The 10,178-nt window shown below is 74.9% G+C and carries 1 protein-coding gene; it reads left to right on the top strand.

The annotated features are described in order from the left end of the window. Positions 1-6 precede the first annotated feature (6 nt). Positions 7-10,161 carry an SDR family NAD(P)-dependent oxidoreductase gene (locus ABTY61_RS33970; protein WP_350509008.1) on the top strand — a complete coding sequence of 3,385 codons (10,155 nt, stop codon included), beginning with the start codon at positions 7-9 and terminating at the stop codon, positions 10,159-10,161. Positions 10,162-10,178: the final 17 nt, after the last annotated feature.

A 10,178-nucleotide genomic window follows, 5' to 3' on the forward strand; every position in this document is an offset into this window, starting at 1 on the left:
GCAGCCATGACCACGCCCCACGACAAGGTAGTCGCCGCTCTCCGGTCCTCGATGAAGGAGACCGAACGGCTGCGCAAGCAGAACCGCCGGCTCCTGGCCGCGGCCGCCGAACCCGTCGCCGTCATCGGCATGGGCTGCCGCTACCCCGGCGGTGTCGCCTCGCCCGAGGACCTCTGGGACCTCGTGGCGGGCGGCACCGACGCCACCGGCGGCTACCCGGCCGACCGGGGCTGGGACCTCGGTGCCCTGGCGGACGCCGGCGTCGACGAGCGCGGCACCCGCGTCTCGCGGCGTGGCGGCTTCCTCGACTCGGTCTCCGGCTTCGACGCCGACTTCTTCGGCATCTCCCCGCGCGAGGCCGTCTCCACCGACCCCCAGCAGCGCCTGCTGCTGGAGACGTCGTGGGAGGCCTTCGAACGGGCCGGCCTCGACCCGGCGGGCCTGCGCGGCAGCCGCACCGGCGTCTTCCTCGGCACCAACGGCCAGGACTACGCGTATCTGCTGGTGCGCTCCCTGGCCGACGCCACCGGCGACATCGGCACCGGCATCGCCGCCTCGGCCCTGTCCGGCCGGATCTCCTACACCCTCGGGCTGGAAGGCCCGGCGGTGACGGTCGACACCGCCTGCTCGTCCTCGCTGGTCGCCCTGCACTGGGCGGTCCAGGCGCTGCGGGCCGGCGAGTGCACGCTCGCCGTCGCGGGCGGCGTCAACGTGATGTCGACGCCCGGCTCGCTGATGGAGTTCTCCCGCCAGGGCGGACTGGCCTCGGACGGGCGCTGCAAGGCGTTCGCCGACGGCGCCGACGGGACGGGCTGGGCCGAGGGCGTCGGCGTGCTGGTGCTGGAGCGACTCTCGGACGCCCGCCGCAACGGGCACCGCGTCCTCGCGGTCGTTCGGGGCTCGGCGGTGAACCAGGACGGTGCGTCCAACGGCTTCACCGCGCCCAACGGCCCCTCGCAACAGCGGGTGATCCGGCAGGCGCTCGCCAATGCCGGGCTCACGGCCGCCGACGTCGACGCCGTCGAGGGCCACGGGACGGGCACGCCGCTCGGCGACCCGATCGAGGCCCAGGCCCTGCTCGCGGCCTACGGGCAGGGGCGCGAAGTCCCGTTGTTCCTGGGCTCGATCAAGTCCAACTTCGGGCATGCGCAGGCGGCCGCCGGGGTCGCGGGCGTGATCAAGATGGTGCAGGCGATGCGGGCGGGCGTGCTGCCGCGGACGCTGCACGCGGACACGCCGTCCTCGCGCGTGGACTGGTCGGCGGGTGCGGTGCGGCTGCTGACGGAGGCGCGCGAGTGGCCGGGGGGCGGGCGGCCGCGACGGGCGGGGGTGTCCTCGTTCGGGATCAGCGGGACGAACGCGCATGTGATCGTCGAGGAGGCGCCGGCGGAGGATCTTCCGGCGCCGGCTTCGTCGGTCGTGCCGGGTGTGGTGCCGTGGGTGGTGTCGGCGAAGTCGGAGGCGGCGCTGGACGCGCAGCTGGGACGGCTCGCCGGGGTCGGCGGCTCGGCGGTGGACGTCGGGCTGTCGCTCGCGGGACGGACGCGGTTCCGGCACCGGGCAGTGTGGGTGGACGGGGCCGAGGTGGCGCGTGGTGTGGCGGGGGAGCGGTCGACGGCGTTCCTGTTCTCCGGGCAGGGATCGCAGCGCTTGGGGATGGGGAGGGAGTTGTACGCCCGGTTCCCGGTGTTCGCGTCGGCTTTCGATGCCGTGTGCGCCGAGCTGGATCCCGCTCTGCGGGATGTGGTGTGGGGTGACGATGCGGAGCTGCTGAATCGGACGGCCCACGCCCAGGCCGGGCTGTTCGCCGTCGAGGTGGCGCTGTTCCGGTTGCTCGAATCGTTGGGTGTGGAGCCGGAGTTCGTGGCCGGGCACTCGATCGGTGAGGTGGCGGCGGCGCATGTGGCCGGGGTGTTCTCGTTGGAGGACGCCTGTGCGCTGGTGAGTGCGCGTGGCCGTTTGATGCAGGCGCTGCCGGAGGGCGGTGCGATGCTGGCGGTGCAGGCGACGGAGGGCGAAGTCCTGCCGCTGCTGGGCGAGTTCGTGTCGATCGCCGCTGTCAACGGCCCGACCTCTGTCGTCGTCTCGGGCACGGACGAGGCGGTCTCGCGGGTCGAGGCGCGCTTCGCCGGCCGTAAGACCACGCGGCTGAAGGTCTCCCATGCCTTCCACTCGCCGTTGATGGATCCGATGCTGGAGCAGTTCCGCGAGGTCCTGAACGGGCTGACCTACCAAGCCCCTTCGATCCCGCTGGTGCCCAACCTCACCGGAGAGCTGGGCGGCGGGGAGTTCACCACCCCCGACTACTGGGTGCGCCATGTCCGTGAGGCCGTCCGTTTCGCCGACGGGCTCAGCGCCCTGCGCGAGGCCGGTGCCACCGCTTTCGTCGAGCTCGGCCCGGACGGCGTCCTCGCCGCCCTCGCCCAGGACGACTCGGACGCCCCTGCGCTCCCGGTGCTGCGCCGCGACCGGCCCGAGGAGCACACCCTCGTCACCGCGCTCGCCCGCCTGCACGTCACCGGCGTCCCCGTCGACTGGGCCCGACTCTTCGACGCCACCGGCGCCCAGCACACGGACCTCCCCACGTACCCCTTCCAGCACGGGCACTACTGGCCCGCGCTGGGCAGCGCCGTCGGCGATGTCGCCTCCGCAGGCCTGCTGGCGGCCGACCACCCGCTGCTCGGTGCCGCCGTGCCGCTCGCGGGCACCGACAGCGTCGTCTTCACCGGCCGGCTCTCGCCCGGCACTGCGGCGTGGGACGGCGACGCGGACGTGTTCCCGGCGACCGGGTTTCTGGAGCTGGCGATCCGGGTCGGCGACCATGTCGGCTGCGACCGGGTCGAGCGGCTCGCCGTCACCCGGCCGCTCGCCCTGGCCGGTGCGGGCGGCGGCACGGTGGTCCAGGTCCGGGCGGGTGCGCCGGACGACGCGGGCGCGCGGACGGTGACGTTCTTCTCGCGCCCCCACGGTGGCCTCGACGAGCCGTGGACCGAGCACGCCACCGGGGTGCTGACCACGGGAGCGCGCGCCGCCGACTTCGACGCGGCGCTCTGGCCGCCGACCGGCGCGGTCGCGGACGGCGCCGGTGTCTGGCGGCGCGGCGAGGAGACCTTCGTCGAGGCTGAGCTCCCGGCCGAACTGGCGGGCACGGCAGCCGGGTTCGGTCTGCACCCGGCGCTGCCTGCCGCCGTCCTGCGGGCGGACGGCCGGGGGCTCGTGGCCGTGGCCTGGTCCGGGGTGTCGCTGCACGCCACGGGCGCCACGGTGGTGCGGGCCCGGTTGGTGCGGACGGGCGCGGACACGCTGTCGCTGGCCCTCGCCGACGCGGCGGGCGAGCTCGTGCTGTCGGCGGAGTCCGTGGAGCTGGGCGAGCCGGCCGCCGCCTCCCACAGCGCGAACGGCTCGCTGCTGCGGCTGGAGTGGGTCGCGGCTGCGCCCGCCCGGCCGGTCACCGTCCCTTCCGTGCAGGTCGGGGCGCTTTCGGAGGTCGGCGACGACGTGCCGGAGGCCGTGGTGGTCCCGGTGGCGGCAGGTTCGGCGCCCGAGGCGGTGCACGAGGTCACGGCGTGGGCGCTGGGCCTGGTGCAGGAGTGGTTGGCCGAGCCGCGCTTCGCCGATGCCCGCCTGGTATTCGTCACCCGGGGCGCCATGGCGGGCGGCGAGGTGTCCGACCTCGTCGGCGCGGCCGTGTGGGGCCTGGTGCGGGCGGCCGAGTCGGAGAACCCGGGCCGGTTCGTGCTCGTGGACACGGACGGCGAGCTCCCGATGGAGGCCGTGCTGGCGACCGGCGAGCCGCAGGTCGTGGTCCGCGACGGCGCCGTGCGCGTCGGCCGGCTGACCCGCGCCGCGGGCGGCGGGTCGGCCGTGGGCTGGGGCGAGGGCACGGTCGTGATCACGGGTGGTACGGGCGGCCTGGGCCGTCTCGTCGCCCGGCACCTCGTCACCGAACACGGCGTCCGCGGCCTCCTGTTGCTGAGCAGGCGCGGGGGCATCGGGGCATGGCTGGAGGAGCTGCGGGAACTGGGTGCCGCCGTCGAGGTGGTGGCCTGCGACGCGGCCGACCGCGAGGCGCTCGCCGAGGCCCTGGACGGTCGGACGATCAGTGGTGTCGTACATGCGGCCGGTGTGCTGGACGACGGCGTCGTCACGGCGCTGACCCCCGAGCGCCTGTCGGCCGTCCTGCGCCCCAAGGTCGATGCGGCCTGGAACCTGCACGAGCTGACCAAGGACCAGGACCTCAAGGCCTTCGTCCTCTTCTCCTCCATCTCGGGTGTCCTCGGCAGCGCCGGTCAGGGCAACTACGCGGCGGCGAACGTCTACCTCGACGCCCTGGCGCACTGGCGGCGCCACCAGGGCCTGGCCGCCCAGTCGCTGGGCTGGGGTGCGTGGGTGCCCACGGCCGGCATGACGGGGACGCTCTCCGAGGCCGACCTGCACCGCATCCACGCCTCCGGCGTCCCGCCCCTCACCGAGCAGGACGGTCTCGCCCTGCTCGACGCCGCCATGGCCGTCGACGAGCCCTTCCTGGTTGCGACCGGCCGGACGGCCGCCGGTGCCCGCCCGCGCGGCGAGGTGCCCACGATGTTCCGCGCCCTCCTGCCCGCCGGTCGTCGCACGGCAGCGAGCACCAGCGGCACGGCCTTCGCCGCCCTTGCCGCGCGTCTGTACGAGCTGCGCGAGGGCGACCGCCTGCGCCACCTCGTGGACCTCGTCCGCACGGAGGCCGCCGCCGTCCTCGGCCACGCGTCCGGCCAGGCGGTGGACCCCGGACGGGAGTTCCGCGACCTCGGCTTCGACTCCCTCACCGCGATCGAGCTGCGCAACCGCCTCGCCGACGTCGCCGGCCTCAGGCTCCCGGCGACCATGGTCTTCGACTACCCGACCCCGCACGCCCTCGCCGCGCACCTCCTCGGGGAACTCCTCGGCGAAGAAGACGACATGGAGACCCCGGCGGCCGCCACCCGCGCCGATGCCAGGGAGCCGATCGCGATCGTCGGCATGGCCTGCCGCCTGCCCGGCGGAGTGCGGACCCCCGAGGACCTCTGGCGGCTCCTGAGCGAGGGCCGCGACGGCATCACCGACTTCCCGACCGACCGCGGCTGGGACCTCGACGCGCTCTTCGGCACCGGCCACGGCGTGAGCGCCACCCGCCAGGGCGGCTTCCTCGCCGGCCTCGGGGACTTCGACGCGGGCTTCTTCGGCATCTCGCCGCGCGAGGCCCTCGCGATGGACCCGCAGCAGCGGCTCCTGCTGGAGACGTCCTGGGAGGCGTTCGAGCGGGCGGGCATCGACCCGACGGCGCTGCGCGGCAGCCGGACCGGCGTCTTCGTCGGCACGACGGGCCAGGACTACGCCTCGCTGGTGATGAACTCCCGGGACGAGGTGGAGGGCCACGCGAGCACCGGGCTGGCCAACAGCGTGATCTCGGGCCGGGTGTCCTACTGCTTCGGCCTGGAGGGCCCGGCGCTCACGATCGACACCGCGTGCTCCTCCTCGCTCGTGGCGATGCACCTGGCCGCGCAGTCCCTCAACAGCGGCGAATGCACGCTGGTCCTGGCCGGCGGCGTGACCGTGCTGTCGACGCCGATGAGCTTCCTAGGCTTCACCCGCCAGGGCGGGCTCGCGACGGACGGGCGCTGCAAGGCGTTCGCGGACGGCGCGGACGGGACCGGCTGGTCGGAGGGTGCGGGCGTCCTCGTGCTGGAGAGGCTGAGCGACGCCCGCCGCAACGGACACCCGGTCCTGGCCGTCGTGCGCGGTTCGGCCGTCAACCAGGACGGCGCGTCCAACGGCCTGACGGCGCCCAACGGCCCGTCCCAGCAGCGCGTCATCCGCCAGGCCCTCGCCAACGCGGGGCTGTCGGCCGCCGAGGTCGACGCCGTCGAGGCGCACGGCACGGGCACGGCCCTCGGCGACCCGATCGAGGCGCAGGCGCTGCTTGCGACCTACGGGCAGGACCGCGAACTCCCGGTGTTCCTCGGCTCGGTGAAGTCCAACCTCGGGCACACCCAGGCGGCAGCCGGGGTCGCGGGCGTCATCAAGATGGTGGAGGCGATGCGGGCGGGCGTGCTGCCGAAGACGCTGTACGTCGACGCGCCGTCCTCGCACGTCGACTGGTCGGCGGGCTCGGTAGAGCTGCTGACGGAGGCACGCGAGTGGTCGGAGGCCGGGCACCCGCGCCGGGCCGGGGTCTCGTCGTTCGGGATCAGCGGGACGAACGCCCACGTGATCGTCGAGCAGGCGCCCGTGGTGGACCAGGCCGGGGAGACGGGCATCGCGCCCGACGTGGTGCCGTGGGTGGTCTCGGGAGCGTCGGAGGCCGCGCTGGAGGCGCAACTGGCCGGGCTCGCCGACCTGGACGGCTCGCCGGTGGATGTCGGACTGTCGCTGGCCGGACGGTCGCGGTTCGCGCACCGGGCGGTGCTGCTGGACGGCACCGAGGTGGCGCGCGGCGCGGCGGGGGAGCGGAGGCTCGCGCTGCTGTTCTCCGGGCAGGGGTCGCAACGGCTGGGGACGGGGCGGGAGTTGTCTGCCCGGTTCCCGGTTTTCGCGGAGGCGTTCGACGCGGTGTGTGCGGCGATGGACGTGCCCGTGCGGGACGTGGTGTGGGGCTCGGACGAGGAGCTGCTGAACCGGACGGAGTACGCCCAGGCCGGGCTGTTCGCGGTCGAGGTGGCGCTGTTCCGGCTCGTCGAATCGCTGGGCGTGCGGGCCGAGTTCGTCGCGGGCCACTCGATCGGCGAGATCGCGGCGGCGCATGTGGCCGGGGTGTTCTCGCTGGCGGACGCCTGTGCGCTGGTGAGCGCGCGTGGCCATTTGATGCAGGCGCTGCCGGAGGGCGGTGCGATGCTGGCGGTGCAGGCGACGGAGGACGAAGTCCTGCCGCTGCTCGGCGAGTTCGTGTCGATCGCCGCCGTCAACGGACCGACGTCCGTGGTCGTCTCGGGCAGCGAGGAGGCCGTCTCGTCGATCGAGGCGCACTTCGCCGACCGCAAGACGACGCGGCTGAAGGTCTCGCACGCCTTCCACTCGCCGCTGATGGATCCGATGCTGGAGGAGTTCCGCGAGGTCCTGAACGGGCTGACGTACAGCGCGCCGTCGATCCCGTTGGTCTCCAACCTGACCGGCGAGGTGGACGGGGAGTTCACCACCCCCGACTACTGGGTGCGCCACGTCCGCGAGGCCGTCCGCTTCGCCGACGGCGTCCGCGCCCTCGACGCGGCCGGCGCGACGGACTACCTGGAGCTCGGCCCCGGCGGCGTGCTCACGGCCCTCGCCGAGCAGAACCTCGACGAGGGCGCCGACCGCGTCGCGGCCCCCGCGCTGCGCCCCGACCGGCCGGAGGAAGGCGTCCTGCTGACGGCACTGGCCCGCCTCCATGTCGTGGGCGTGCCCGTCGACTGGGCCCGGGTCTTCGACGGCACCGGCGCCCGGCGCGTAGACCTGCCGACGTACGCCTTCCAGCGCGAGCGCTACTGGCCTGCCCAGGCCGCGCACACGGGCGACGTGACCGGCGCGGGCCTGCGGCCGGCCGAGCACCCGCTGTTGGGCGCGGTGGTCTCCCCGGCCGACTCGGGCAGCGTGCTGCTGACCGGCCGGCTGTCGCTGAAGGCGCAGCCGTGGCTGGGCGACCACCGGGTGGGCGGCGTGGCCGTCTTCCCGGCGACCGGGTTCCTGGAACTGGCCGTCCGGGCCGGCGACCAGGTGGGCTGCGACCGCGTCGAGCGGCTGACGCTCACCGAGCCGCTGGCGCTGCCCGAGGACGGCGCCGTCGTCGTCCAGCTGGTGGCCGGTGCCCCGGACGAGGCCGGGACGCGTCCGTTGAGCTGCTACGCCCGGCCGGAGGACGCGGTGGACGGTCCGTGGACCTGCCACGCCACCGGCACGCTGGCCGTCGGCGAGGCGGAGGGCGGCTTCGACGCCTCCGCCTGGCCCCCGGCGGACGCGGTCGCCGTGGACCCGGAGTCCTGCCACGACCCGCTGGACCACGGCCCGGCGTTCCGCACGCTGCAGGCGGTGTGGCAGCGGGGCGACGAGGTGTTCGCGGAGGCTGTCCTGCCGGGCCGGGCCGAGGACGCGGCGCCGTACGGGCTGCACCCGGCGCTGCTGGAGGCGGCCGTCCAGATCGCCGCCCTGACCGGGGCGGACGACGGCGCACGCCCGGTGCCCACGGACTGGCACGACGTGGCGCTGCACGCGACCGGCGCGGCCGTCGTGCGGCTGCGGGTCGCGAGGGCGGGCGCGGACACGGTGTCCGTCGAGGTCGCGGACGCGGCGGGCGGGCCCGTGCTGTCGGCGGGATCGCTGACGCTGGGTGAGCCGACTGCCGTGGCGGAGCGGGCCGGACCGGCCGGGGCGCTGCTGCGGCTGGACTGGGTGGACGCCCCGGAGCGTGCGGGCGGGCCCGTGCGGGTGGTGACGCTGGGGGAGGACCTGGCGTCGCTCGGCGAGGTGCCGGATGTCGTTGTCGTTCCCGTGGCGGGCGGTTCGTCGCCCGAGGCGGTGCACGAGGTGACGGCGTGGGCGCTGGGCCTGGTGCAGGAGTGGTTGGCCGAGCCGCGGTTCGCCGACGCGCGCCTGGTGTTCACCACCCGGGGCGCGGTGCCGGGCGGTGAGGTCACGGACCTCGTCGGCGGCGCGGTCTGGGGTCTCGTCCGGGCGGCCGAGGCGGAGAACCCGGGCCGGTTCGCCCTGCTCGACGTCGAGCGCGAGTCGGACGTGGAGGTGGCGTTGCCCGTCCTCGCCGCCCGACTGGAGGGCGGGGACTTCCAGTTCAGCGCCCGTGCCGGAGCCGTCCGGGTGGGCCGGCTGGCCAGGGCCGACCTTGCCGGTGAACCCTCGAAGGGCTGGGGCTCGGGCACCGTCGTGATCACCGGTGGCACCGGCGGCCTGGGCCGTCTCGTCGCACGGCACCTGGTGACCGAACACGGTGTCCACGACCTGCTGTTGCTGAGCCGACGCGGTGGTGCGTCCGAGCTGGTGGACGAGTTGGGAGAGCTGGGCGCCCGCGTCGAGGTGGTCGCCTGTGACGCCGCCGACCGGGAGGCGCTCGCGCAGGCCCTGCGCGGCCGGAGGATCACGGGCGTCGTGCACGCGGCGGGTGTGCTGGACGACGGCGTTGTGAGCGCGCTGACGCCGGAGCGGCTGTCGGACGTCCTGCGTCCCAAGGTCGATGCGGCCTGGAACCTGCACGAGTTGACCAAGGACCAGGACCTCAGGGCCTTCGTCCTGTTCTCCTCCATCTCGGGCGTCATGGGCAGCGCCGGTCAGGGCAACTACGCGGCGGCCAACGCCTACCTGGACTCCCTCGCGTACTGGCGGCGCCAACAGGGTCTGGCCGCCCAGTCCCTGGGGTGGGGCGCCTGGGTGCCCACGGCCGGCATGACGGGCACGCTCACCGAGGCCGACCTGCACCGCATCCGCGCCACCGGAGTCCCGCCGCTGACCGAGGAACAGGGCCTCGCACTGCTCGACGCCGCCATGGGCCTCGACGAGCCCTACCTCGTCCCCATCGGCCGCGCCGCCGGTCCGGCCAGGACGCCCGGCACCGTGCCCGCGCTGCTGCGCGGACTCGTTCGCGGCGCCCGCCGCGCGGCGGAGTCCGCCGGCGGACGCACCGGCACGGTGGCCGCGCTCGCCGCCCGCCTCGCCGGACTGCGCGAGGCCGGCCGGCTGCGCGAGGTCGTCGACCTCGTCCGCACCGAGGCGGCGGCGGTCCTCGGCCACGCCTCGCCGCAAGCCGTCGCGGCCGACCGGGATTTCCGCGACCTCGGCGTGGACTCCCTCACGGCACTTGAACTGCGCAACCGCCTCACCGCCGTCACCGGCCTGCGCCTGCCCGCGACCCTGGTCTTCGACCACCCGACGTCCGCCGTCCTCGGCGCACACCTGCTCGGCGTGCTCCTGGACGAGCAGGACGCGGAGGACGGCGCCGCACTGTTCGGCCAACTCGACCGCCTGGACGCGGCCCTGGCCGATGCGGACACCGACGAGTCGACCCGGAACGCGGTGTCGCTCCGGCTGCGCCGAATGCTGGAGAAATTGCGAAACCAGGACGCGCAGAATGCCGAGGACGCCGTTGCGGAGCGGCTCGAAGCAGCGAGCGCCGACGAGGTCCTGGCCTTCATCGACAACGAGCTCGGCCGTCTGAGCGACCGCTGACCGACCCCGCCTCATCA

It is taken from the genome of Kitasatospora sp. NPDC096128 (assembly GCF_040303105.1).
Classification (GTDB): Bacteria; Actinomycetota; Actinomycetes; order Streptomycetales; family Streptomycetaceae; genus Kitasatospora.

Coding starts and splice junctions, on each gene's coding strand:
- ABTY61_RS33970 (WP_350509008.1), top strand. CDS start 7: ATGACCACGCCCCACGACAAGGTAGTCGCCGCTCTCCGGTCCTCGATG.